At 38.6% G+C, this 23097-nt stretch carries 23 protein-coding genes and 2 riboswitches; of the genes, 14 read left to right on the top strand and 9 right to left on the bottom strand.

What is annotated here, in order from left to right:
- Positions 1-22 precede the first annotated feature (22 nt).
- Positions 23-217, bottom strand: a complete 195-nt coding sequence (locus ACQKEZ_RS12400) for a small, acid-soluble spore protein, alpha/beta type (RefSeq protein WP_427301180.1) — start codon at positions 215-217, stop codon at positions 23-25.
- Positions 218-340: 123 nt separating this feature from the next.
- Positions 341-1057: a DUF1836 domain-containing protein gene (locus ACQKEZ_RS12405; RefSeq protein ID WP_427301182.1), complete on the bottom strand. Its 717-nt coding sequence runs from the start codon at positions 1055-1057 to the stop codon at positions 341-343.
- Between the two features lie 279 nt (positions 1058-1336).
- On the opposite strand from ACQKEZ_RS12405, the gene htpX reads away from it, so the two are divergent.
- The 5 genes from htpX (at position 1337) to ACQKEZ_RS12430 (ending at position 4686) form a co-directional block, all read left to right on the top strand.
- A complete protein-coding gene (gene htpX, locus ACQKEZ_RS12410; RefSeq protein WP_427301184.1) occupies positions 1337-2236 on the top strand; it encodes a protease HtpX in 900 nt (299 codons plus the stop codon).
- 144 nt (positions 2237-2380) lie between these two features.
- The gene (locus ACQKEZ_RS12415; RefSeq protein WP_427301186.1) at positions 2381-3727 is read left to right on the top strand and encodes a TrkH family potassium uptake protein; all 1347 of its coding nucleotides are present in this window, start codon (positions 2381-2383) and stop codon (positions 3725-3727) included.
- Positions 3728-3825: 98 nt separating this feature from the next.
- Positions 3826-4344 (top strand): DUF421 domain-containing protein, encoded by a 519-nt coding sequence (locus ACQKEZ_RS12420; RefSeq protein ID WP_427301188.1) that lies wholly within the window; start codon positions 3826-3828, stop codon positions 4342-4344.
- A gap of 5 nt (positions 4345-4349) precedes the next feature.
- A complete protein-coding gene (locus ACQKEZ_RS12425) occupies positions 4350-4514 on the top strand; it encodes a hypothetical protein (protein WP_427301190.1) in 165 nt (54 codons plus the stop codon).
- The gene (locus tag ACQKEZ_RS12430; RefSeq protein WP_427301192.1) at positions 4507-4686 is read left to right on the top strand and encodes a hypothetical protein; all 180 of its coding nucleotides are present in this window, start codon (positions 4507-4509) and stop codon (positions 4684-4686) included. Before ACQKEZ_RS12425 ends, ACQKEZ_RS12430 begins: the two co-directional genes overlap by 8 nt.
- Positions 4687-4714: 28 nt before the next feature.
- On the opposite strand, the gene ACQKEZ_RS12435 is transcribed toward ACQKEZ_RS12430, so the two are convergent.
- Positions 4715-5734 (bottom strand): acyltransferase family protein, encoded by a 1020-nt coding sequence (locus ACQKEZ_RS12435; protein ID WP_427301932.1) that lies wholly within the window; start codon positions 5732-5734, stop codon positions 4715-4717.
- A 290-nt stretch (positions 5735-6024) separates the two neighbouring features.
- Here ACQKEZ_RS12435 and ACQKEZ_RS12440 point away from each other — a divergent pair, with 290 nt between their 5' ends.
- Together ACQKEZ_RS12440 and ACQKEZ_RS12445 are read left to right on the top strand one after the other, a co-directional pair.
- On the top strand, positions 6025-8235 hold the full coding sequence (locus ACQKEZ_RS12440; protein ID WP_427301193.1) for a PAS domain S-box protein: 2211 nt from the start codon (positions 6025-6027) through the stop codon (positions 8233-8235).
- A 1-nt stretch (position 8236) separates the two neighbouring features.
- Complete coding sequence (locus ACQKEZ_RS12445; protein WP_427301195.1) at positions 8237-8728, top strand: methylated-DNA--[protein]-cysteine S-methyltransferase; 492 nt, start codon at positions 8237-8239, stop codon at positions 8726-8728.
- Positions 8729-8973: 245 nt separating this feature from the next.
- On the opposite strand, the gene mtnA is transcribed toward ACQKEZ_RS12445, so the two are convergent.
- Both mtnA and mtnK read right to left on the bottom strand, forming a co-directional pair.
- Positions 8974-10035, bottom strand: coding sequence for an S-methyl-5-thioribose-1-phosphate isomerase (gene mtnA / locus ACQKEZ_RS12450; protein ID WP_427301197.1), 1062 nt, complete (start codon positions 10033-10035; stop codon positions 8974-8976).
- Between the two features lie 6 nt (positions 10036-10041).
- Positions 10042-11235 carry an S-methyl-5-thioribose kinase gene (gene mtnK / locus ACQKEZ_RS12455; protein WP_427301199.1) on the bottom strand — a complete coding sequence of 398 codons (1194 nt, stop codon included), beginning with the start codon at positions 11233-11235 and terminating at the stop codon, positions 10042-10044.
- 76 nt (positions 11236-11311) lie between these two features.
- Positions 11312-11470, bottom strand: a riboswitch (SAM riboswitch).
- A gap of 163 nt (positions 11471-11633) precedes the next feature.
- Here mtnK and ACQKEZ_RS12460 point away from each other — a divergent pair.
- The 6 genes from ACQKEZ_RS12460 (at position 11634) to ACQKEZ_RS12485 (ending at position 16677) form a co-directional block, all read left to right on the top strand.
- On the top strand, positions 11634-12815 hold the full coding sequence (locus tag ACQKEZ_RS12460) for a pyridoxal phosphate-dependent aminotransferase (protein WP_427301201.1): 1182 nt from the start codon (positions 11634-11636) through the stop codon (positions 12813-12815).
- A gap of 52 nt (positions 12816-12867) precedes the next feature.
- Positions 12868-12969, top strand: a riboswitch (SAM riboswitch).
- Positions 12970-13069: 100 nt separating this feature from the next.
- Positions 13070-14290 carry a 2,3-diketo-5-methylthiopentyl-1-phosphate enolase gene (gene mtnW / locus ACQKEZ_RS12465; RefSeq protein ID WP_427301203.1) on the top strand — a complete coding sequence of 407 codons (1221 nt, stop codon included), beginning with the start codon at positions 13070-13072 and terminating at the stop codon, positions 14288-14290.
- On the top strand, positions 14291-14986 hold the full coding sequence (locus ACQKEZ_RS12470) for a 2-hydroxy-3-keto-5-methylthiopentenyl-1-phosphate phosphatase (RefSeq protein ID WP_427301205.1): 696 nt from the start codon (positions 14291-14293) through the stop codon (positions 14984-14986). It begins immediately after the preceding gene.
- Complete coding sequence (locus ACQKEZ_RS12475; protein WP_427301207.1) at positions 14950-15588, top strand: methylthioribulose 1-phosphate dehydratase; 639 nt, start codon at positions 14950-14952, stop codon at positions 15586-15588. The genes ACQKEZ_RS12470 and ACQKEZ_RS12475 overlap by 37 nt, the downstream gene beginning before the upstream one ends.
- 16 nt (positions 15589-15604) lie before the next feature.
- Entirely contained in the window at positions 15605-16135 is a 531-nt protein-coding gene (locus ACQKEZ_RS12480; protein WP_427301209.1) for a 1,2-dihydroxy-3-keto-5-methylthiopentene dioxygenase, read from the top strand.
- 299 nt (positions 16136-16434) lie between these two features.
- On the top strand, positions 16435-16677 hold the full coding sequence (locus ACQKEZ_RS12485) for an aspartyl-phosphate phosphatase Spo0E family protein (protein WP_427301211.1): 243 nt from the start codon (positions 16435-16437) through the stop codon (positions 16675-16677).
- A gap of 51 nt (positions 16678-16728) precedes the next feature.
- Here the strand turns inward: ACQKEZ_RS12485 and ACQKEZ_RS12490 are convergent, their stop codons facing one another.
- The gene (locus ACQKEZ_RS12490; RefSeq protein ID WP_427301934.1) at positions 16729-18234 is read right to left on the bottom strand and encodes an ATP-binding protein; all 1506 of its coding nucleotides are present in this window, start codon (positions 18232-18234) and stop codon (positions 16729-16731) included.
- A gap of 206 nt (positions 18235-18440) precedes the next feature.
- Between ACQKEZ_RS12490 and ACQKEZ_RS12495 the strand changes: the two genes are divergently transcribed.
- The gene (locus ACQKEZ_RS12495; RefSeq protein WP_427301213.1) at positions 18441-18896 is read left to right on the top strand and encodes a MarR family winged helix-turn-helix transcriptional regulator; all 456 of its coding nucleotides are present in this window, start codon (positions 18441-18443) and stop codon (positions 18894-18896) included.
- Between the two features lie 33 nt (positions 18897-18929).
- On the opposite strand, the gene motB is transcribed toward ACQKEZ_RS12495, so the two are convergent.
- The 3 genes from motB to ACQKEZ_RS12510 all read right to left on the bottom strand — a co-directional run bounded on the left by motB (position 18930) and on the right by ACQKEZ_RS12510 (position 22965).
- Positions 18930-19697 (bottom strand): flagellar motor protein MotB, encoded by a 768-nt coding sequence (gene motB / locus ACQKEZ_RS12500; RefSeq protein WP_427301215.1) that lies wholly within the window; start codon positions 19695-19697, stop codon positions 18930-18932.
- Positions 19690-20484, bottom strand: a complete 795-nt coding sequence (gene motA, locus ACQKEZ_RS12505) for a flagellar motor stator protein MotA (protein WP_427301216.1) — start codon at positions 20482-20484, stop codon at positions 19690-19692. The genes motB and motA overlap by 8 nt, the downstream gene beginning before the upstream one ends.
- Before the next feature lie 378 nt (positions 20485-20862).
- Positions 20863-22965 (bottom strand): AAA family ATPase, encoded by a 2103-nt coding sequence (locus tag ACQKEZ_RS12510; protein WP_427301217.1) that lies wholly within the window; start codon positions 22963-22965, stop codon positions 20863-20865.
- Positions 22966-23097 lie beyond the last annotated feature (132 nt).

Below are 23097 nucleotides of genomic sequence, written 5' to 3' on the forward strand. Positions count from 1 at the left end.
TCCGGCGTATTTAACCATGTCTTTATTTTGATTGATTTCCCATTTGTGATTGAGCTTGCTGAACGAGCCTTTTTGTTATCTCACCACCAACTGAGCCGTTAGAACGTGCGACTGTATCTGAACCGAGAGTTACGCCAAATTCTTGAGCGATCTCGTACTTAAATTGATCTAATGCTTGCTCCACTCCAGGAACAAGAAGTTTATTTCTGTTTGACATTGTGATGTACCTCCTTTCATTCATTATTGATTCGCCTCCTTAGTTTGAAAATTTCAGCCTTTATTTATGCTGGCAATTGCTGTACACAAAAAAGCCCCGGAAGGCTTTAAAACCATCGGGACGCTACGCTTTTTTACATTGTAGGGTATTAAACATCATTTCCTGTGCTGTGCTTTGCAAGTGTGAGGTGAAAACAGAAAATACAGTAGAGCTGATGATACCTTTTACTGTTTTCCATTGATCTTTTGAAAGTTCCGTAAATTGTTCATGTAATTTGTCTGATTGTTCTTCTGTCATTGCCCGCAAATTTGTTTCTCTGAGCGGGAAATTTGTATGGTGATAAATAAAATCAAGCACGTGCGCATATGCTTCATAAAAACGAATTGGACTAATGATGTCATCAGAGCGATCAGTGATCGTATTAAACAATGCTGCTAAAATCATTCGAATCGCATCAAAGTCAAAAACAGATTTTAAATCTCTCACAATGAGTAAAATAACGACTTGATCAATGGAGTATTTTTTACCAAGTTCAGGATGTCCAATCATGTCTTTAATATCACGCTTAATCCAGTTTTGAATTGCAGTTGATTTAAGAGAAGTGAGCTCACATAAGTTGCCTAGTTCAACAATTTCATTCGTTGAGAGACCATGTATCGATTTTTGTTTTTTTCGTTCTAATTTTTCAAAAAAAGTAGGGATATTAATTGATTCATTTTGGTTATCATGGTCAATTTTGACTGACTGGTTTATTAACTGAAGCGGGGACAGCTCTCCCTCTCCTTTTAGAGAATAAAGAAGTTTTGTCATATCCATTCTCGTTAATTTAAAAGTATCCATGTTCCACCTCATTTGAAAGTCAAAAAATGCTTTATAAATCTAACTCAACATCATAATCTCTTTCCGCTTAAAAAGCAAAATATACTTTGAAATGGAATGGATGTCACACATTGTTCACTTTTTATTGATAGGTGCAGGTGAATACGTTGAAACAACAGGGATTAAGCCGTTATGATAAAGAAAGGAAAACGATTCCTTTCTTCTTGCAATTTCATCAGTTTATTTTTATAATTTTATTAATAAGTTCACTTGAACTTAATATGATAGTGGAGGTTATGTATGGGTAAAAGAATTTTTCTATTTATATTAACGAACGTTCTGGTCATCACCACAATTGGAATTGTGCTCTCGATTATCAGTACAGCGACTGGCGTTGGTTCTTATATACAAGCGGATGGCGGAATTAGTTTTGGAGCACTACTTGTATTCAGTGCTGTAGTTGGTTTTGTTGGTTCCTTTATGTCACTTGCTATGTCACGCTGGATGGCTAAAATGATGATGGGTGTCCGTGTCCTTAATCCTGATAAAGACAATCTGTCTTATGATGAGCAACAGTTGGTGGATCGTGTACACAGATTATCCAGAGCTGCAGGACTTTCAAAAATGCCAGAAGTCGGTATTTATCAATCGAATGAAGTCAATGCGTTTGCAACGGGTCCTTCTAAAAGAAGATCTCTTGTTGCTGTTTCAACAGGTTTAATTCAAGAAATGGACGATGCAGCTGTAGAAGGCGTATTAGCACATGAGGTTGCACACATTGCGAACGGTGATATGGTGACAATGACGCTATTACAAGGAATTGTCAACACATTCGTTGTGTTCCTTTCAAGGATTGCTGCATGGATTGCAAGTCGCTTTGTTTCACGTGAAGAGCTTGTCCCAATTGTTCATTTTATCGCAGTCATTGTCTTCCAAATTATCTTCTCGATTCTTGGAAGCCTTGTCGTCTTTGCATATTCTAGACATCGTGAGTACCATGCAGATCGTGGTGGTGCTGATCTTGCTGGTAAAGATAAAATGGTGCATGCATTACGCTCGCTGGAGGCTTACACGTCAAGAATTAAAAATGATGATCAAACGGCGGTTGCCACACTGAAAATTAGCGGGAAACGCAAAGCGTCTCTTTTCTCTACACATCCTGATTTAAATGAAAGAATTAGAAGACTTGAAGCAAAATAATGAAAGTGAAAAGACATTCTGCGAAGGAATGTCTTTTTCTTTTTGATGAAATGAAAAATAAAGCGCAAAATAGCTTTAAAATCCTTTCTCTTTTCATTAAAATGATAAGGGTATTTAAAAAGAAAGATTAAAGAAGGAATGACAATGAATCCAATAAAAAAACTGATCGACCGGCTCTCGGCATTCCAACTGCTTGCGCTATATTATTTTCTTGCTGTCACGGTTTCTCTTATCTTGCTCAGTCTTCCTGTTGCTCATCAAGCTGGAGTGAAATGGTCATTTATCGATGCCCTTTTTACAGCTGTAAGCGCAGTGAGTGTCACTGGACTCACTGTCGTTGATACGTCGCAAACGTTTAGTGTGGCAGGTATGTGGATTCTAGCATTTGTTTTACAAATAGGTGGAATTGGTATTATGACGCTTGGGACATTTGTTTGGCTTGTGATGCGAAAAAGAATTGGTATTAAAGAAAGAAAGCTTATCATGGCTGATCAAAACCAAAGTAGTTTATCAGGAATTGTCAAATTGATGAAGCAAGTACTATTTTTAATCTTGTTCATTGAATTTTTAGGCGGTTTGATCTTAAGTATTTATTTCTTAAAATATTATGGTGTGCAAGAAGCCTTTTTACACGGCTTTTTCTCCAGTGTTAGTGCAACAACAAATGGTGGATTTGATATAACAGGAAACTCACTTATTCCATATAAAGACGACTATTTCGTCCAATTTATTACGATGCTGCTGATTATCTTTGGAGCAATCGGGTTCCCTGTTTTAGTGGAGGTAAAGGACTACTTATTTAACAAGGATAGAGAACATGCCTCATTTTCATTGTTTACTAAAATCACGACCATCACGTTTGGTGCACTCGTTGTTGTAGGTGCTCTCGGGATTTTTGCCCTTGAAGCTCGCTTTACTTTTTTAGGGAAAAGCTGGCATGAAGTCTTGTTTTATTCGTTATTTCAATCTACTGCTACAAGAAGTGGGGGCTTGGCAACGCTTGATATTACTCAGCTGACAGAGCCAACGCTATTATTTATGTGTCTGCTTATGTTTATAGGGGCGTCTCCAAGTTCAGTAGGGGGCGGAATTCGGACAACCACTTTTGCCCTTAACTTACTCGCCCTTTTTCATTTTGCAAGAGGGAATAAGTCGATCAAAATTTTCAGAAGAGAGCTTCATCAAGCAGATGTGACAAAGTCTCTTGTGGTGACAATGATGGCATTTATTTTAGTGTTTGGGTCCACATTCCTATTATCGTTGTCAGAGCATAACACGCTGCTAGAAAATTTATTTGAAGTATGCTCTGCGTTCGGAACAACAGGGTTATCATTAGGTATCACAGCAGATTTATCTATCTTTGGAAAATGTGTCATCATGGTCGTCATGTTTATCGGAAGAATTGGGCTTCCTAGTTTCCTTTATTTGATTGGACGTCGAGAAATTGAAGCGAATTATCATTATCCAAAAGAGCGTGTAATCATTGGATAAGTGGCACTTTAAATGAGTGCCACTTTTTTTATTTCCATTATATAACTGTCTAATTTGATCATGAAGTTCACAATCTATACATAAGAGGTGAGCGAGACGTGCTTGATGTATTATGGAAAGCCATTGTCATGCTGTTAGTCGGAACTTTGCTACTAAGAATAGCGGGACCTAAATCCATTGGTCAATTAACTGTACAGCAAACGGTCATTATGATTTCGATTGGGTCGATCATCATCCAGCCATTTATTGAACATAACTTGCTTGAAACGATCTATGCAGCAAGTATTTTCATCATTGCACTTGTCATTATGGAAAAGCTCTCAATTGAATTTGATTTTTTTGAAAAGCTTGTTTCAGGGAAATCTGTTGTGATTTTACAGGATGGTGAAATGCTTGAAAAAGAACTAAAAAAAACAAGACTGACGAGAGATCAATTTAAAATGCGATTAAAGCAGCAAGGAATATCTGAACTCAGTAGCCTTAAAAATGCAACACTTGAAGCCAATGGTCAAATCGGTTTTGAATTCAAAGAAGAAGAAAAACCAGTGACAGTCAGACAGATGAAAGAAATGCTCAATGAATTTAAGGATGAACTAAATATATTAAAAAAGGACTGATTCTATTGAAACGAAAAGCGGCAAAACTCGAAGCAACGACAAATAATATGACGCCGACTGAGAGTATGTCAAAGGAAAGCGGACGATCGCAGCTTGATGACCAAAAGGTAGATCGTGCAGCGAACCGAAATTCAAAACACGGCATACATGGAGCGCCTAAACATGACTAAAAAACATGTGAAAAGCAAAGACAGTGAACAACATAAAAAACCGATGAATCCGGACATTTTAGAAGAGGAATTTGGCAGTGAATTCGGTGACGTCAATAGTAGTAAATGGATTGAAACCCTGATGAAACCAAAAAAAGACCATTCGTGTAAAAAAGAATCGCAAGACCATTAAATAAAAAACGATCCAAATGGATCGTTTTTTATTTAATGTAACTACTCTGTCTTCCTGTAACCATACGCATCAGATTGGTCATTTTTAATTCTATAAAAGGCTGAGCAACTGTCTTCACAAATGTGCTAGAAAGCGTAAAGGTTAAAATAATCGTCAGCAATAGAAGGATGATCAGACTTGCTGTATTTATTATCCAATCATCAAACCATGTAAACCTTAAAAATTTGATAATAAACCCATGCAGTAAATACACGTAGAATGTTCGTGTTCCCCATTTCGTAAAGAAAAAACGACGCTTCGGGACAAGTGCTAAAAAGCTAAATGACGCTGTAAAAGCAAGTAAGTACCAGCACATCCGTTTTAAAGCGGCGATGATCCCTTCATCACCAAGAGAAGAATATGGCTGAGAACCGAACAGGAAAGAATAATCAAACTCGTAGAAGAAACAGAATAAGAACACCCCTGCTAATATGATGAGCGCTGTTACTCTTCCTACATGTGAACGAATGAAATCAAAATGCTCCTTTTTTAAATAGAAGCCGGCAAGGAACATCGGTAGAAAGACAAATGTACGTGATAAGCTAAGTGTATCACTAATGATATCAACATACCCGACGAGTAAGGCAATCGATAAACTGACCACCATCGCCCATTTGAAAGGAAGTTTTGAGAAAGGAAATAAAAGCACATTCCAAAAAAACAAACTGATTAAAAACCATAGTGACCACTGGGGATCGATAGGATTTAGATTCGACATGCTCTCATCCTGAAGAAAGTAATAATACACTGAGTAAATACCTTGAAAAATGAGATAAGGTATGATCAACTTTACAGCGACTTTTTTAATAAAACCAGGCTTTCTAAAGCCTTTTGCAAAAAAACCAGATACTAAAATAAAAGCAGGCATATGAAATGTATAAATAAACTTGTACAAATAAAGTATCCAATCATTATCATGAATAAAAGACCGAAGCAAATGCCCGAAAACGACTAGAAAAATCAGAAGAAATTTTGCGTTGTCAAAATAACTATCTCGTGAAACTGTCATAACATCACCTTTTTCACTTGATTTCAATTCATAAACTATGAGCAACATTCCCTCATTTTCCCCATTCTAAAATACTTTTTTGGTCAATTGGTGATTTGATTTGAAATTGTAGAATGGTTGTGAAAAAAGGGTAAGAAAAGAGAATGCTTCAACATTCCTGTCATCTGATTGAAATATTTAAAATGTAGTATCTGAAAAAGTGCTCTTTTTTTATGAGTCAAATGAAGGAACAATGAAAATATTGTAGAAATACTGTAGAGGAATCAGGTTGGGAAAAGGAGTGTAAGTGAATGGCTGAAACGCTCGATACAAATCAAATCGTGACCACTAAAGAATTCAGAAAATTAGAAAAAGAAAATGAGCATTTGCGGAATGAATTAATGCAGCAGAATATGATCTTTAATAAGACATTAGATGCCATTTTTATATTTGATAAGCAACTCAAGATCATCCAAGCCAACGAAGCAACATGCAGGCTTGTTGAAACATCGAAAGAAAACCTCCTCAATAAATCCGTTCTTGATTTCCTTTATGGCATTCCTAAAAATAGAATCGAATGTTCGTTAGATACATTTTTCAAAAAAGGGAGACTGAAAAAAGAAATTTCAATCCAACTTGAGAGTGGAGAGACCAAATATATTGAGTTTTTCGCAGAGCATGATAAAGTGAATGATCAGTGTATTGTGGTGATGAGGGATGTGTCTTCAAAAAAAATCTTAGAGCGAGAACGCTCTAAGAATGAGCAATTATTGAAAGAGCTGTTCGATCGAGCACTCGATGGAATCGTCATATTTGATCAAGATGGCTGTATAATAGATGCCAACCATTCTTTTTGTCAAAGCTTTGAACTCGATAAGGATCATCTTGCTGAACGCTATTTGCATGAATTTGTTGAAGATAAAAACCAGCCTGCTTTACATCAATTACTCTGTTCATTAAAGGAGACAGGAAAAGCAAAAGGTGAACTCCCTGTTGCACTCCAATCTGGTAAGCACAAATTATTTGAGCTGACGATTACGTCTAACGTGATGAATGGTTTTTTTATGTCGATCATGCGAGACATTACAGAGAAAAGGTCAATGGAAGAAAAGCTTTTAAAAAGTGAAGAGCGTTTTCGAGAAATTTTTGAAAATGCGATGGATGCGATTATTATTTGGACTGATCATGGCGAGATTGTGAGGGCAAATGAATCAGCTTGTCGGATTTTTGAGCTTTCGATGGACAAACTGATCGGTCGTAAGCTCACGGATTTTCTCGTTCAATCAGATAAACGGTATAGACCCACTAGAAAAAGATATGCGAGACATCATGAAATACGTGAAGAATTACTATTCAGAATGGCAAATGGTCAGTTTAAAGAGCTTGAATTTACATCAAAGCATGCGGTTTTAGAAGGTCAGCATTTGACTATATTACGTAATGTGAGTGATCGAAAGCGCATGGAGCAGGAATTGCGTGAAAGTGAACTCAAATTTCGAAAAGTATTTAATGGCTCAATGGATGGAATCGTCCTTTTTAATAATCAATACAATATCATAGATGTGAACCCTTCAGCAGGAGAGTTGCTTGGGCTTACACAGGATGATCTAACCGAAACCAACCTTCTTCATATTCTATCCCCATTTCAGATTGAAAACATGGCTCAGCCTGCACAAGAAATGACATTAGATGAAATGGATAACGAAGTTCCTTTTGTCCTTAATCACCCAGACCAGCGCATTTTAGAGTTTTCGTTTAAACGAAACATTATCCACAATATGAATCTTGCCATATTTAGAGATGTCACTGAAAGAAAAGAATTAGAGGAACGAGTCAGGAAATCTGATACGCTTCATGTTGTTGGTGAGCTTGCGGCAGGAATCGCACATGAGATTAGAAATCCGATGACTGCTTTAAAAGGTTTCATTCAGCTTTTAAAAGGAAGTGTAGAAGGAGAATATTCTCTCTACTTTAATGTCATTACATCTGAATTGAAAAGAATTGAGTCGATTATTACAGAATTTTTGATCTTGGCCAAGCCACAAGCGATTGTTTACGAGGAGAAAAATGTAGTCCAGATTATGAAAGATACGATGGATTTATTACATGCTCAGGCAAATCTTGGTAATGTGCAAATGCATTTAACCGTCATGGATGCGATCCCGCCTATTTACTGTGAACCGAATCAATTAAAACAAGTATTCATCAACATTTTAAAAAATGCGATTGAAGTGATGCCAAGGAAAGGAAATGTATACGTCAACATTAGACGAAAGGGGAAGGAACATATTATCATTTCTCTTCGAGATGAAGGCTGCGGGATGACAGAGGATAAGTTAAGGCGTTTAGGTGAGCCTTTTTATACAACAAAAGAAAGAGGAACTGGACTTGGGCTAATGGTTAGCTATAAAATTATTGAAGAGCATCAAGGTACGATAGAAGTTGAGAGTGAGGAAGGAATTGGCACCATTTTTCACTTAACCTTGCCTTTGAGACAACAAAAACAAGAGGGAGATCATTAACTTGTACTATACCGTTTTTAATGCACCGATTGGAGATTTATACATAGTAGAGCACGAGGGAAATATCACGCACGTCTTTCTTGATGATGATCACTTTTCACAGCAATTGTCTCAAGCGGAGATGATCGCAGAAGAAACACCCCTTTTAATAGAGGCGAAAAAACAGCTGAAAGAATACTTTGCAGGTCAGCGTAAGACCTTTTCTTTACCGCTTAAACAGTCAGGTACAATCTTTCAAGAACAAGTGTGGGAGGCGCTCGCATCGATTCCTTATGGACAATCAAGAAGCTATGTAGATATCGCACGTGCAATTGGTAACCCGAAAGCAGTAAGAGCAATCGGACAAGCCAATCGTCGCAATGCACTGCCCGTCTTTATTCCTTGTCATCGTGTCATTGGAAAAGATCGGTCACTGACAGGATATGCTGGGACGAGAACAGACACAAAAGCCATTCTGCTTGATTTAGAAGGAATACCCTTTGTCAAAAAATAAACCGATTGACCTGTTCCAAATTTTCACATGCGACATATCCTTTTATTAAGTAAAAAAAGTTGGTTGAAGGAAAAAAGGAGGTCGTTTTGATGTTCTGGGGACAGAAAGAAAAAATCTTTGCTTTTACCTCTTTCTTTGTCAAAATTCATGTGATGACGGAAGAACAAAAGAACGAAATATTCATAGCTTCTGAGAATGCAAAAAAGCGCGGTGCTCTTAAACCTTAAGAGAACGGCGCTTTTTGTTTAATGTGTAAGTGTCTTTGAGAAGAGCCCATCAATTTCTTCCGTGTAATTTGATGTGATAATGCCTTTTTCCGTAATAATACCTGAAATGAGATGATGTGGCGTGACATCGAAGGCTGGGTTAAACACCTGCACATTTTCCGGTGCGATTTGTATACCGTTTAATTGTCTGACCTCTTCAGGATCCCTTTCTTCAATTGGAATTTCATCTCCATTTTCGATTGAGACATCAAACGTTGATAAGGGTGCAGCTACAAAAAATGGAATATTGAAATGTTTCGCTAAAATAGCAAGTCCTAATGTTCCGATTTTATTAGCGGTATCACCATTTTTGGCAATGCGATCTGCCCCAACGATCACTGCTGATATTTGTTTTTCTTTCATCGTATGAGATGCCATGTTATCTGTAATTAATGTGACATCCACTCCGCCTTGCATTAGCTCCCAAGCTGTGAGGCGAGCACCTTGCAGGACAGGACGTGTTTCGCAAGCATAAATGTGGAGGTCGAGATTTTTCTTCTTTGCTAAATAAAACGGAGCAAGTGCTGTCCCATAACGACTTGTTGCAATAGAACCTGCATTGCAAATGGTCATGATCCTATCACCAGATTTAAATAGCTGGAGAGCATTTTGCCCAATTTGACGGCATGTCTCCTCATCTTCAATTTGGATTTGAATGGCTTCGTGCACAAGGTCTGTTTTGGCAGCATTCACTGAAGCAGCGCGTGTAATGCGCTGTGCAAGACGTTCTAACGCCCAGGCTAGATTCACTGCTGTTGGACGAGAGCTATTTAAGTATTTTTTGATGTGCAAAACCTCATTTTTGAATACATCCATATCTTCTGTGTCAATCTGTTGTGCACTGAGTGCCAGCCCAAAAGCGGCTGTGATTCCAATGGCTGGAGCCCCGCGAACCTTCAATGTCACGATGGCGTCATATACATCCTCTTTTGTGTTTAAATACTCATACTCTGTTACCTTAGGTAATTTTTGTTGATTTAATATTTTAATGGCGTTTTCTTCCCACTCTACTGAACGGGGGACTTCAAATGATTCAGACAAAACCCGTCACTCCTTTACAGATTGTTGGAATAATGCGACGAGGTCAGACGCTCTTTCCACTGTTTCGTATTGTTTGATAAATGTTTTTCCTAATGAGAGAGCTACTTTCTTTTGTGCAATGCGCTTATTTTGCGGCTCGATGGTATCAAGATCGGCAGCATGGGCAAGGCCGATTGTGCGGCGAACCAATTCACAGCCAGCAAAACCTGTCGCTTCTTTCAAAATGCGGTCAAATGTTTTTTGTAAAAAGCTGTCTGAGATGCTAAAGGCTTCAATGCTATCCTCTTTCCAAGCTTTCGTAAATACTTCTATAAACGTTGTCCACACATTTTCGACGTGATCCAAAAGTGGCTTTTGCTCATCCTCGTTCTCGCGTGATAAAGCACTAATGAATAAGTTTGCAATAAAGTGCCCGATATCAAATCCAAAAGGACCATAAAACGCAAATTCTGGATCAATTACTTTTGTTTCATGTTCATTTGCAAAAATACTACCTGTATGGAGATCACCATGAACGAGTGTTTCGGCAGATGTGAGGAAAATTCGCTTGAGCTCAGCAGCCTTTGCCAGTAGCTCTAAATCAGCCCACAGTTTTTCTGCTTCTTCTCTTAGTTCTTCTTCAAAATCATTTGTGTTACTATCAAAAAAAGGATCTGTAAAGACAAGCTTTTCTGTGATATCACAAAGATCAGGGTTGGTGAATTGTTTGACAAACTGTTTTTTTAATTTAGGATCAGTAGCAAAATCCGATGAGTAAAACAGGGTTTTTCCTAAAAATTCGCCAATATGATCAGAAAGTTTCGGATAATTTTTTCCGACAATTAGCCCTTTTCTGACGATTTCAAGGTGTGATAGATCTTCCATCGCTGTCACCGCAAGTGTTGTATCAGAGTAATATACTTCTGGAACGAGGTGTGCTACATATTCAGATTGTTTGATTAAAGCTGAACTTTCAATTCGCGCCCGATCCAGTGCTAGAGGCCAGCTTTCTCCAACGACTTTTGCATATGGTAAAGCTTGTTTAATGATTAATCCTTTTTGGTGATCATGATCATAAAGATGAAAGACATAGTTTAAGTTTCCGTCTCCAATTTCAGTACATGTAAGCTTGCTGCTACCCTGCAGTAATCCAAGTTTTATGGCGAGAGCAACCGCCGAGCTTTCAGTTAATTCTTCATAGGATGCTGTTAGTGTTGCCAATTGTTTTCCCTCCAAATCATATAAAAAAGCCTCTTTCTCCTGAGAGAAAGAGGCTTTTATGTGTATGCTTAAGCCTCTCCTATCTCTCAGATATGAATCTGATGGAATTAGCACCGTGCCTTACAAGACTGTTGTCTTGGCGCTGATATAGCTGCGCCCCACTTTGCAGTGGTATTAATGGTCGGTTGCTGTTGGGGTCAAAAGGCCAATTCCCTCGCCCAACTCTCGATAAGAGAAAAATCAAATGAAGTTTTCAAAAAATAAACGCATTTCTTAATACATGATATTATCAGAGCATATCTTCTGCTGTCAATCATTTTTCAAAATACCTTTACAATGAATCAATGAATCCATTACAGTGAATGTATCATGATGTAACTTGAATAGAAGGTGAATAAATGGAATTTCAACAATCAGACATATTAAAAAAATTACCAGAACAATTTTTTGCGTCATTGGTTCAAAAAGTACAGGCAAAGGTGAAGGCAGGCCATGATGTGATCAATTTAGGACAAGGAAATCCTGATCAGCCGACACCGGCACATATTGTAAGTGCTATGCAGGAAGCAGTCGAAAAACCAGAAAACCATCAATATTCTTCTTTTAGAGGAACGGCTAAGCTAAAAGCTGCTGCTGCTGAGTTTTATCATAGAGAATATGGGGTTCAGCTTGACCCAGTAGAAGAGATCGCCATATTATTTGGAGGCAAAGCAGGGTTAGTTGAATTGCCACAATGCCTTCTGAATCCAGGCGATACGGTGCTTGTTCCAGATCCAGGTTATCCTGATTACTGGTCAGGTGTTGTATTAGCCGGGGCTGACATGGCATTTATGCCACTTCTTGAAGAGAATGCTTTTCTACCAGACTATGATAAGCTCTCAGTTGAACTGAAAGAAAAGGCGAAGCTCATGTACTTAAATTATCCGAATAATCCGACGGGAGCAGTGGCAACAGCTGATTTTTTTGAAAAAACAATTACGCTTGCCAAAGAAAACGGTATTTGTGTAGTGCATGATTTTGCTTATGGAGGCATCGGATTTGATGGAGAGAAGCCAGTAAGCTTTTTGCAAACGGAAGGCGCAAAGGAGACCGGAATTGAAATTTATACATTGTCCAAAACATACAATATGGCAGGCTGGAGAGTCGGCTTTGCAGCTGGAAACGCATCTGTGATTGAAGCCATTCAACTGTATCAGGATCATATGTTTGTTTCTCTGTTTAAAGCAACTCAAGATGCAGCGGCAGTAGCTCTTTTAGGTAGTCAAGAGTGTGTTAGAACGCAAAATGACCGCTATGAAAAAAGAAGGAATGCTTGGATTAAGGCATGCCGTGAGATTGGCTGGGAAGTAACAGCTCCAAAAGGATCATTTTTTGCTTGGCTGAAAGTGCCAGAAGGGTATACGTCTGTAGCTTTTTCAGATTTGCTATTAGAAAAGGCAAGTGTCGTTGTTGCACCAGGAAGCGGCTTTGGATCATACGGGGAAGGCTATGTCAGAGTAGGTCTTTTGACAAGCGAAGATCGCTTGAAAGAAGCAGCAGAACGAATTGGCTCATTGCATCTTTTTTCAAAAAGCCATTGACAACGTAAAAAAACGGTGGGATAATTCAGGCATCATTTCAGAAAAGTGAATATTCTTATCAAGAGTAGGCAGAGGGACTAGCCCGATGAAGCCCGGCAACCGACTTCAATGAAGCACGGTGCTAATTCTTGCAGCAAGCGCTGAGAGATAAGATTCGGATGAACAGACGAAACCTCTTCAAGGCGCGAAAAGCATTTGGAGAGGTTTTTTTATATGGTTTATGAACTTAACTGGATATAGAAAGGGGTTTACCAGTGAGTGAATTACAGGCGACTTATGTCATCACACACCCAGAGGGTGAACAGATTGAAAAAAAAGCAGAACAAATTGCACTCGGGCTTACAGTTGGCTCGTGGACGGACTTACCTCAGTTAAAGCAGAAGCAGCTTCAACAACATAAAGGCAGAGTGATATGCACGAAGGAAAAGAAGACAATGCCTCGCGATGGTCTTGTGCAATCAGAGGTGACCATTGGTTATCCTGAAGCGAACTTTTCAGCCGATTTACCAGCTGTTTTAACGACCGTTTTTGGTAAGCTTTCACTGGATGGCAAGGTCAAGCTCGTTGACCTATCGTTCTCATCGGCGTTTAAGCGCAACCTGCCAGGTCCTGCTTTTGGGATTGAAGGCATTCGCAAGAGGCTTGGGGAATTTGAGCGTCCTTTGTTGATGAGTATTTTCAAAGGAGTTATTGGAAGAGATATGGCTGATCTAAAAGAACAGCTTCGAGCGCAGGCGTTAGGTGGCGTTGACTTGATTAAAGATGACGAAATTTTGTTTGAAACAGCGCTTGCCCCTTTTGACGAGAGGATCAAAGCAGGAAAACAAATTTTAAAAGAAACCTATGAAGAGACAGGTCATCGAACGTTATATGCAGTGAACTTAACTGGAAGAACAGATCAATTGAAGGACAAGGCACGAAAGGCAGCAGAGCTTGGCGCAGATGTACTTCTGTTCAATGTTTTTGCGTACGGACTTGATGTGATGCAAAGCCTTGCAGAAGATCAAGAGATTCGTTTGCCAATAATGGCTCATCCAGCTGTAAGTGGTGCGTTTACATCATCCCCTGATTATGGCTTTTCTCACGCGCTCATTTTAGGGAAATTAAACCGTTATGCCGGTGCAGACTTTAGTTTATTTCCTTCGCCATACGGCTCTGTTGCACTTCCAAAAGAGGATGCACTAGGGATCTTTGAAGCTTGTACAACAGATGACGACTTTCACAAAACATTCCCTGTCCCATCCGCAGGTATACACCCAGGCATGGTACCATTGTTATTAAGAGATTTTGGGCTTGACCATATCATAAATGCTGGCGGAGGAATTCATGGCCACCCACGTGGGGCAATTGGTGGAGGAAAGGCATTTCGCTCAATCATTGATGCTGTGATGAACGGTGAACCGATTGAAGAAAGAGCCGCAGCTTGTCAAGATTTAAAAGCCGCACTTGAAAAATGGGGAAGGGTAGCGTTTTAAATGAGTAGACCAATAGTTTTATGTGATTTTGATGGTACGATCACCAAAAATGATAACATTATCAGCATTATGAAAGAGTTTGCACCAAGTGAATGGACGAAGCTGAAAGACGGTGTGTTGTCTAAGGAGATCGGTATTAAAGAAGGCGTTGGTCGTATGTTTCGTTTATTAAAGACTGAACAGAAAGAAGCGATCCAATCATTCATCTTAAACGATACTGAAATTCGAGATGGCTTTGAACGTTTTGTTCAGTTTTTAAAGAAAGAAGATGTGCCATTTTACGTGCTAAGTGGTGGGATGGACTTTTTCGTTTATCCTGTGCTCGAAGGTATTGTGGAAAGGGAGCAAATTTATTGTAATCATGCCTCGTTTCTCGAAGAGCAGATCATCATTGAATGGCCGCATACCTGTGACAAATGGTGTAAAAATGATTGCGGCTGCTGCAAGCCGTCCATCATTCGAAAGCTCTCACATGAGAATGACTTCTTAGTGATGATTGGTGATTCGGTCACAGATATTGAAGCGGCAAAGTGCGCAGATGTGACATTTGCCCGTGACTACTTACTAAACGAATGCAAGGAACTGAAGCTTTCTTATCATGAGTACGAGACGTTTGATGATATCAAAGAACAGTTTGTTCAAATCGAGGAGGTGAAGGAATGGATGACGCAAAAAGCAAACGCTGGCAGGAGTTAGCCGATGTCAAACGTGAGCTGGCAGCCCGAGATTGGTTTTTTGGCACAAGTGGTAATTTATCAATTAAGGTGTCGGATGATCCAATGACTTTTTTGGTGACGGCAAGCGGAAAGGATAAGAGAAAAGAGACAGATGAAGATTTTCTCTTAGTTGATGCAAACGGTCGCCCAGCAGAACAAAATCAACATTTAAAGCCTTCAGCAGAAACATTGCTTCACACCTATCTATACAACCAGACGCAAGCTGGCTGCTGTCTTCATGTTCATACAGTAGATAATAACGTCATTTCTGAGTTGTACGGTGACCAAGGTGGGCTTCGCTTTAAAGGAAATGAGCTCATTAAAGCACTAGGGTTTTGGGATGAGGATGCAGAGGTCACGATTCCTATTATTGAGAATCCTGCACATATCCCGGATCTTGCCGCTCTGTTTGCGCATCACTTAACGGAACAATCCACTTCAGGTGCTGTCCTCATTCGAAATCATGGCATCACAGCATGGGGAAAAACTGCGTTTGAAGCAAAACGTGTTTTAGAGGCTTATGAATTTTTGTTTAGCTATCATTTGAAACTAAAGTTTTACCAAGCACAGCTTGTGAGATAAAAAGGAGGAGAGGCACATGGCCACTATTTTAATTCATGATAATAAAAAAACGGTAATAGAGAATGAACAAGAGGTTGCAGCGTATCTTGAGGAGCAAGGTGTCATTTACGAGCATTGGAATATTGAGAAATTGCCAAGCCATCTATCTGAAAAATTCGATCTGACTGTTGAAGAAAAAGAAGATATTCTGACAACGTTTAAAGATGAAATTCAGAGCATTTCAGAACGAAGAGGCTACAAAGCACAAGATGTGATTTCATTATCTGATTCCACACCAAACCTAGATGAACTTTTGCAAAATTTCAAGCGTGAGCACCACCATACAGATGATGAAGTTCGTTTTATCGTTAGTGGTCATGGTATTTTTGCGATTCAAGGAAAAGACGATGTATTTTTTGATGTAAGACTGAACCCAGGTGATTTAATTTCTGTCCCACCAAATATTCGTCACTACTTTACTTTACAAGAAGATCGTAAGGTGGTTGCAGTTCGTATTTTTGTCACAACTGAAGGTTGGGTACCGATTTACGAAAAGGAAACGGTATAAACATAGAGCTGGTCAATCCGTCATGACGGATGACTAGTTTTTTTGTGGGTGAAAAGATGTGGAAAAAGAGAGATTTTAGTTGATTTTGTCATTCTAGATAGGATAAAATTCTGTTTAACGCAATAGACAGTCCTGTTTAAATTTGAAGTTTGCCACCAGAAATGAGTGGGGAAAAGGCCTTTAGACTGTAAAAAATTAAATAAAATAAGCTTATTTTATTTAATTTACAAATAAAGTATAATTTTGATGTCGGTTCATTTTGAGCGTATACAGACGAATTCAATGCGGGAGCTGAGGTCATGAATATTCACCTAATAAAAGAACAACTAATGGTGTCAATTGATGAGAAGAGAAAGCAGATGGTAGAAGCTGCTCAAGTAGAAGGATATACAGGTAAAACAACGATTAAGTACAGTCAAGAACTGGACAACCTAATGAATGAGTATCAGCATCTCCTCTTCCATGAAGATCAGTCTGTTGCGTCCTTTCATGAGATTGTATATCAAGTGAGGCTTCTATCTGTTAATCGTCCATCTTATTAGCTTAATTTAAAAACCGGTCTTGCGTATGCAAAACCGGCTGGTGAGAAGCCATTAAATAGAATGGGCAGACGGGAGCATGATGGTAACAGTGGTCCCTTTATTTAGATGGCTGTCAATATCAATCGTACCACCATACATGGAAATGATGCGTTTGCACACCACAAGCCCAAGACCTGTGCCTTTTTCCTTCGATGTTATAAAAGGTAGAAAAATATGTTTGAGCATTTCTTCGGTAATTCCTTCGCCTGTATCTTTCACCTTAATGACAACATTTTCTTTTTCAGCTTCAATCATGATCGTTAACTTCCCGCCATTTGGCATCGCTTCTAAAGAGTTTTTGGCAACATTGAGGACAACTTGTTTAATATGATCTTTTGTACAATAGACCCCGACATCTTGGATCGTATTGATTTGTAAGTCAACCTCTACATTATATAAGTTCGCTTCTGAAAAAACGATGGGCATGATTTCTCCGACAATCTCTTTAACCGAGTTTAATTGCCATTTCTCCGCTGTAGGTTTACCCAATACAAGAAATTCACTGACAATTTGATTGATTCGTTTAATCTCTTCTTCGATCACAGAAAAATAAAGCTGATCTTCCTCTGAATGATATTTCTTTTGCAAGAGTTGTATAAAGCCGCTAATACCTGTCAGAGGATTACGAATTTCATGTGCTGTACTTGCTGCAAGTGTACCGATTAATTCAAGCTTTTGTGCTTCATTCTGATGACGTTCTAGCTGTGTTTGCCTTCTCAAGATCGTATATTGAACGAGTGTGAATAAAATATTTAATAAAATGAATACACTTGATAAAGGAAAGAGCATCACAGATAAAACATCACTTGTTGTCGCACGCTGTGGATATACCTCAAGTTTCCAACTGTTTTCATCTAAATATGTCACAACAGATTCCGCGTCCTTTGATACTAATGGTGGACCGCTTGTAAACACAACGTTGCCATGTTGGTTTAAGATTTTAAAATGAAGTTCTGGGTTTAAGACATTCATAATGTTTTTTAAATAATCAATCTGAATGGCCGCTACAAGTACATTGGTGACATTCTCATTCTTGTCTAATACAGGTACACAAATAGAAAGAATACGCTGCTTTGTAATTTTGCTAATGTAGTTGTCTGTAATCATTGTCTGTTTGGACACCTTGATACGTTTAAAATAGTCTCGGTGGGATAGATTGATTTTTTCTTTTAAGGGTGTTGTACTCGCTGTGACATCCCCGTCTTTATCCAATAAATACAGACCTGAAAATCGCGGTTCTTTCTTGAAAATCTTCTCTAAAATGGTTTGCACTCTCTCTGTATCAAGGGGCTGATCGAATCCCATTGCTAGAGAAGTAAGCCTAGCTTCTGTCTCACTGATTAAATAGTTCATTTGATTTTTGTGAATATTTAACATAAGTGAAGCCGTTTGTTTGTTTTTTAGATCAATTTTTTCTGTTTCTTTATCATAGATAAAATAACTAATGATTAGGGTTGGAATCAAAACCAAAATAAGGTATAGCCTGATCTTCTTCCATATCCCATTAAGTGTACTCATCATTTCATCGCTCCAACATATTACCTAATAGACTTATTATAGCATTGAACCTATCTTCATTACGTATAGTTATTGAAATTTAAGAAAAATTGGGTGATTCGTTATGGTCTTTTTTTCATGCTGTTTATTGAATAGGATGTTGACATTTTACTTATTGTTTATTAATGTCACATTAGTGGGTTGCATTTCATAAAGGATGATAAAAAATGACGAATAACAATGTTGAGAAATCTTTGAAATTATTTATTGTATTATCTCGCGCATATCGCTCAATTAATCACCACATGAATAAACATATTATTAAGCATGGGCTCAATCCAACTGAATTTGCAGTGCTAGAACTTCTTTATCACAAAGGAGATCAACCGCTTCAGCAAATTGGTGATAAAATCCTTCTTGCAAGTGGAAGCATTACATATGTGGTGGATAAATTGGAGAAAAAAGAACTGCTATCGCGTAAAGGTTGCGCAGAGGATCGCAGGGTGACATTTGCTCATATTACAGACAAAGGTAAGGCATTACTTGATGACATCTTTCCTGACCATGCAAAAGAAATTCATGAAATGATTAGCGTGTTAGGTGAAGAAGAGAAGGATGTTTGTATTGATATGTTGAAAAATGTGGGTCTCCGCGCGAAGCATTTATATGATCACAAAGAATAAAACATAAAAAGGAAGCCGATTCGGCCTCCTTTTTTATTTGGATTTTTTTTCAATCGGTAATATTAGTAATTCGACACGTCTATTCTGACTTCTTCCTTTAGCTGTATCATTTGAAGCAATTGGTTTAAATTCTCCAAATCCCTTTGTACTGAAATTCTCTTGATTGAGTTTGTTGTTCTCAAGAAGAATATTTAAAAAGTTAACCGCACGGATAGCACTCAAATACCAGTTGGATTCAAATTCGGAATTTCGGATCGGTACATTATCTGTATGACCACTAATCACAATATCACGTGCAGGATTGATGACAAGGAGCTTGGATATTTCTTTTGCTAGTGAAACATCCTGTGATCTGATAATGGCTTTTCCAGAATCAAAGAAAATACTGTCTTCAATTGTAATCAATAAGCCCTCGTCTGTCAGTTTTGTCTGCAGTTTGGATCCAAGGTTTTTCTTTTCAATAAAGGAATCGACCTGCTGTTTTACCTTTGTCAGAACAGCATGATCTTTCGCTTTTGCAGCTTCTTCATCATCTTTGTCTTCAGTGGATTTTTTTGTTTGGTTACTGTTTTCTGTCTCTTCCGTACTTTGTAAACTTGTATTATCCAAGACACCAGTACCTCCAGTAAAAACAACATTAAACGATTTAGCCATTTGTTCGTATTTTGCTGCATCAACCGAACTTGACGCAAACAAAACGATAAAGAGGGCAAGAAGAAGAGTGAGGAGATCAGCGTAAGGAATTAGCCAAGACTCATCTACATGTTCGTCGTGATCATGTTTTTTACGTTTCCTAGCCATTCTGTTTTTCTCCTTCTTCAATGACGATGTTAGCACGCTCTTTTGCAGGTAAGTACATGAGTAGCTTTTGCTCAATCACTTTAGGTGATTGTCCTTCAAGAACAGAAAGGATTCCTTCAATCATGATTAAACGAAGTTTCACTTCTTCTTTTGATTTACGCTTTAATTTGTTTGCAATTGGATGCCATAAAACATAGCCCGTAAAGATTCCTAGAAGTGTTGCCACGAATGCTGCACTGATAGCATGTCCTAGCTTATCAATGTCACCCATATTCGCAAGAGCCGCAATCAAGCCGACGACGGCACCTAATACCCCAAGAGTTGGAGCGTATGTACCAGCTTGTGTGAAAATTAAAGCTCCAGACTGGTGACGTTCTTCCATTGCGTCAACTTCCTCAGTTAGGATATCGCGAATGAATTCAGCGCTTTGACCATCAACTGCCATGCTTAATCCGTTCTTTAAGAATTCATCATCGACTTCCTCAAGGCTTGCTTCAAGTGCTAAAAGACCTTCACGGCGAGCGACTTGTGCCCAGTTCGAGAAAAGGGGAATCAATTCTTCAATCGAGAGCAGATTGTTGTCTTGAAAAAGCTTAACAAACAATTTGGGTGCTTTTTTAATTTCACTTGATGGAAAAGCAATCACAACGGCTGCCAAAGTTCCAACAATAATAATTAAAATAGCTGCTGGGTTGGCAAGAGCGGTTAGACTGACACCCTTCATTACCATTCCAACGCCAAGTGCAATAAATGCTAAAATCATACCAATTAATGATGTTTTGTCCATTTTCTCACCAAATCCTTTAACTATCTTTTTCTATAGTTAATATCGGTTTGATCAGTAAGTCTTTTAGTCAGAATGTAAAATTAACGTATATTCTGTGAATAAATTTTGTCGAAAGTGGTTGCGAATAAGGTGAAAAAAGAAAATCCCCTCCAAAAAGGAAGGGAATTAATCGTCGTCCGTGCAGTTTGTTGAATTTGTTTCAAGCAGTTCCTTCAGTTTTTCTTCATATAATAACTTCAGCAAATCTTCGTTCCATTCCATCATGATATCCACCTCTTTTTCTTTTATGGTAAAAGAAAAAAGAGTCGACCACATCAGCGAAGAGTCGGAGAGTTATCCTATATGAAGATGGATTTTTTTATCAAACTGATGGATGAGTTATATTTTGTTGACAATAAGCTGATCATCTTTGACATCAACTGTAAAACCAGAGATGTTTTGCTCTTCAAGAAGAAGCTCTGTCATTTGGTCCTCGACATGTTCTTGGATTGTTCTTCTTAATGGACGGGCACCAAATGCAGGGTGATAGCCAAGATTAGCTATTTTTTCTTTTGCTTCATTTGTAACCTGAACAGTTAATTCTTGCTCTTTTAGCGTTTCGCCAAGTTCTGCTATCAGAAGATCAACAATTTGCACAAGGTCTTCTTTGGTTAAAGATGCAAACTGAATGATGCTGTCAAAACGGTTTAGAAATTCTGGTTTAAAGTAAGCACTGAGAGAATCAATGAGTGATTGCTCTTCAATGGCTTCTGATTGATCAGATTGAAAACCGACTTTGACCGTTTTATCTGTACTTCCAGCGTTGCTTGTCATGATCAGAACTGTATCTTTGAAGTTAACGGTTCTACCTTGGCTATCCGTTAAACGGCCATCTTCCATGATTTGCAGGAACATGTGTTGCACATCTGGATGTGCTTTTTCAATTTCATCAAGTAAAATAATGCTGTATGGTTTTCTGCGAACTTTTTCCGTTAACTGTCCTGCCTCTTCATGTCCAATATAACCAGGAGGTGAACCGATAATTTTAGATACAGCGTGTTTTTCCATGTATTCACTCATATCAAGACGAATCATGGCGTCTCTTGAGCCGAATAATTCTTCAGCTAACGTCTTTGAAAGCTCTGTTTTGCCGACACCTGTTGGACCAACAAAAAGGAATGACCCAGTTGGTCTATTTTTTGATTTCAACCCAGCTCTGCTTCGTTTAACAGATTTCGCCACCTTTTGAACTGCCTGTTCTTGCCCAATCACTCGTGCTTTTAGGCGTAGTTCAATTTCCTTCATTTTGCTTTGCTCGTCTTTTTGAAGTTTACCAACTGGGATGCCAGTTTTTTGTTCGACGATTTCTTGAATGTCTTCGGCTGTCACAGTGACTGTTTTTTCTTCAATTTGTTTGTCGAGACGAGCTTCAATGGCTTCTTCCTCATCACGCAGTTTTGCCGCTTTTTCATACTGTTCTTCTTTTAATGCGGCTTGTTTTTCTGCTGCGATTTCTGCTAGGCGATGAGTTAATTCATCTTTACTTGCAGCATCAAGGGTTAAGTTCGCTCTTGAACCGGCTTCATCCATCAGATCAATCGCTTTATCTGGTAAGTGGCGGTCTTGTATATAGCGTGCTGATAAGCTGACACAAGCACGAATCGCTTCATCAGAATAAGTGATACCGTGATAAGCTTCATATTTATCTTGAATGCCTTTTAAGATATCAACGGCCTGATCGGCAGTTGGTTCATGAACCATCACTGGTTGGAAGCGTCGTTCAAGCGCTGCATCTTTTTCGATTTGACGATATTCTTTTAAGGTAGTTGCACCAACTAATTGAAGTTCACCTCTTGCTAATGCCGGTTTTAATATGTTGCCGGCATCCATTGAACCTTCTGCTGATCCAGCGCCGACAAGCAGGTGGATTTCGTCAACAAATAAAATAACATTTTTGCGACTTTGAAGTTCTTTTATGAGTTGTTTCATACGTTCTTCAAATTGTCCGCGCACTCCCGTATTTGCAACAAGTGAGGAGACATCTAATAAATATATTTGTTTGTTTTTCAATTTATTTGGTACATCACCATTGGCAATTTTCAGTGCGAGTCCTTCAGCAATCGCTGTTTTCCCAACACCTGGCTCACCAATGAGAACAGGATTGTTTTTATTTCTTCTATTTAAAATTTCAATGACTCTTGCAACTTCTTCAACTCGGCCGATGACAGGATCAATGAGTCCTGCGTTTGCTCCATCTGTTACATTTCGTCCAAGCTCATCTAATAAACCTTTTTGCTGTGGCCGCTCCTGGAATGGGGCTTTTTCAGCTTGATTTGAAAAGAATGAGTTTCCTCCGAATAGATTTGGTCCCATTTTCATTTTTGACTGCTCCATTAAAGAGGTGTAGCAGTCTTCACATAAAACCATTTGGCTACGGGATGAATTGACTTGCAAATTCAGGCGAATAGTTGCTTCATTTTCTTGGCAATGTTGACAATGCATTTGCCATACCTCCTTTAAAGTTTGATCTTCTTTGACCAATGAGATTTTATAAAATGGTCACTTTATTTGACCATCTTTGACTATAGTATACTCTGACCTTTTTTGACTTTCAACTGTTTTGCTTAGGAGCCC

It is taken from the genome of Bacillus sp. NPDC077027 (assembly GCF_050269555.1).
In the GTDB taxonomy this organism is placed as follows: domain Bacteria; phylum Bacillota; class Bacilli; order Bacillales; family Bacillaceae; genus Bacillus.

Coding starts and splice junctions, on each gene's coding strand:
- ACQKEZ_RS12400 (WP_427301180.1), bottom strand. CDS start 217: ATGTCAAACAGAAATAAACTTCTTGTTCCTGGAGTGGAGCAAGCATTA.
- ACQKEZ_RS12405 (WP_427301182.1), bottom strand. CDS start 1,057: ATGGATACTTTTAAATTAACGAGAATGGATATGACAAAACTTCTTTAT.
- htpX (WP_427301184.1), top strand. CDS start 1,337: ATGGGTAAAAGAATTTTTCTATTTATATTAACGAACGTTCTGGTCATC.
- ACQKEZ_RS12415 (WP_427301186.1), top strand. CDS start 2,381: ATGAATCCAATAAAAAAACTGATCGACCGGCTCTCGGCATTCCAACTG.
- ACQKEZ_RS12430 (WP_427301192.1), top strand. CDS start 4,507: ATGACTAAAAAACATGTGAAAAGCAAAGACAGTGAACAACATAAAAAA.
- ACQKEZ_RS12435 (WP_427301932.1), bottom strand. CDS start 5,734: ATGACAGTTTCACGAGATAGTTATTTTGACAACGCAAAATTTCTTCTG.
- ACQKEZ_RS12440 (WP_427301193.1), top strand. CDS start 6,025: ATGGCTGAAACGCTCGATACAAATCAAATCGTGACCACTAAAGAATTC.
- ACQKEZ_RS12460 (WP_427301201.1), top strand. CDS start 11,634: ATGGAATTTCAACAATCAGACATATTAAAAAAATTACCAGAACAATTT.
- ACQKEZ_RS12470 (WP_427301205.1), top strand. CDS start 14,291: ATGAGTAGACCAATAGTTTTATGTGATTTTGATGGTACGATCACCAAA.
- ACQKEZ_RS12475 (WP_427301207.1), top strand. CDS start 14,950: ATGGATGACGCAAAAAGCAAACGCTGGCAGGAGTTAGCCGATGTCAAA.
- ACQKEZ_RS12480 (WP_427301209.1), top strand. CDS start 15,605: ATGGCCACTATTTTAATTCATGATAATAAAAAAACGGTAATAGAGAAT.
- ACQKEZ_RS12485 (WP_427301211.1), top strand. CDS start 16,435: ATGAATATTCACCTAATAAAAGAACAACTAATGGTGTCAATTGATGAG.
- ACQKEZ_RS12490 (WP_427301934.1), bottom strand. CDS start 18,234: ATGAGTACACTTAATGGGATATGGAAGAAGATCAGGCTATACCTTATT.
- ACQKEZ_RS12495 (WP_427301213.1), top strand. CDS start 18,441: ATGACGAATAACAATGTTGAGAAATCTTTGAAATTATTTATTGTATTA.
- motB (WP_427301215.1), bottom strand. CDS start 19,697: ATGGCTAGGAAACGTAAAAAACATGATCACGACGAACATGTAGATGAG.
- motA (WP_427301216.1), bottom strand. CDS start 20,484: ATGGACAAAACATCATTAATTGGTATGATTTTAGCATTTATTGCACTT.
- ACQKEZ_RS12510 (WP_427301217.1), bottom strand. CDS start 22,965: ATGCATTGTCAACATTGCCAAGAAAATGAAGCAACTATTCGCCTGAAT.